Origin of the sequence: Nocardia jiangsuensis (assembly GCF_042650385.1) — a bacterium.
GTDB lineage: Bacteria > Actinomycetota > Actinomycetes > Mycobacteriales > Mycobacteriaceae > Nocardia > Nocardia jiangsuensis.
In genome coordinates this window covers 1-882 of the sequence record NZ_JBHSAX010000038.1, presented here as the reverse complement: position 1 = coordinate 882, position 882 = coordinate 1, and the positions used below count along the sequence as shown (strand labels likewise).

Sequence of the window (882 nt, the reverse complement as noted above, 5' to 3'; positions counted from 1 at the left end):
TTACTGATCAGTTCAGAATGAGCTGGCGTGTCGTCTTCTCCTGCCCGGCAACGGCATCGATGATGTCGGGGTGCGTGAGGAGATCCTGACCGATGAACTGTGGACGAGATTGGAGCCTCTGATCCCGCAGCAGCCCAGACGTTTCCGCTACCCGGGTCGTCGGCGGGCCGATGACCGCGCCGCCCTCGAAGGCATCCTGTTCGTCACCAGGACCGGCATCGGATGGAACCGGTTGCCCACCGCCTTGTTCGGCGCGTCCGGAGCCACCTGCTGGCGGCGGCTCACCGAGTGGCACCAGGCCGGAGTCTGGCAGCGCCTGCACGAACAACTCCTCGCCGAACTCCGCGTGGCAGGTCGGCTGGACTTGTCGGCCGCGCTGGTCGACTCGACCCACCTGCGCGCGCTCAAAGGGGGGATCACACCGGGCCGAGCCCGGTCGACCGTGCACGACCCGGCTCCAAGCACCACCTGATCACCGACGCCACCGGCACTCCTCTCGCAGTCGTCTTGACCGGCGGAAACCGTCACGACGTCACCCAGCTTCTCCCTCTGATCGACGCCATTCCTCGCATCCGTGGCATGCCCGGGCGTCCACTTCGCCGGCCGCGGCGGATCTACGCCGACCGCGGCTACGACCACGACAAGTACCGCCGCCTGGTCCGCGCCCGCGGCATCACCCCGCACATCGCCCGCCGCGGCACCGGCCACGGATCCGGCCTCGGCACCCACCGCTGGCCGGTCGAACGCACCTTCGCCTGGATCAAGAACTACCGCCGCCTACGGGTCCGCACCGAACGCCGCGCCGACGTCCATCAAGCCCTGCTCAGCCTCGCCTGCTCGATGATCTGCCTACGCCGACTCATTCTGAACTGACCAGTTAGA

General features: G+C 67.7%; 1 protein-coding gene. It reads left to right on the top strand.

Annotation, left to right across the window (positions count from 1 at the left end; translation table 11 throughout):
* Positions 1-70 precede the first annotated feature (70 nt).
* Positions 71-873 (top strand): IS5 family transposase gene (locus ACFO0B_RS31510; RefSeq protein WP_378617401.1). Its coding sequence is split into 2 segments (ribosomal slippage): positions 71-407 and positions 407-873, totalling 804 coding nucleotides; the frame shifts between segments, so codons are not numbered across the junction.
* Positions 874-882: the final 9 nt, after the last annotated feature.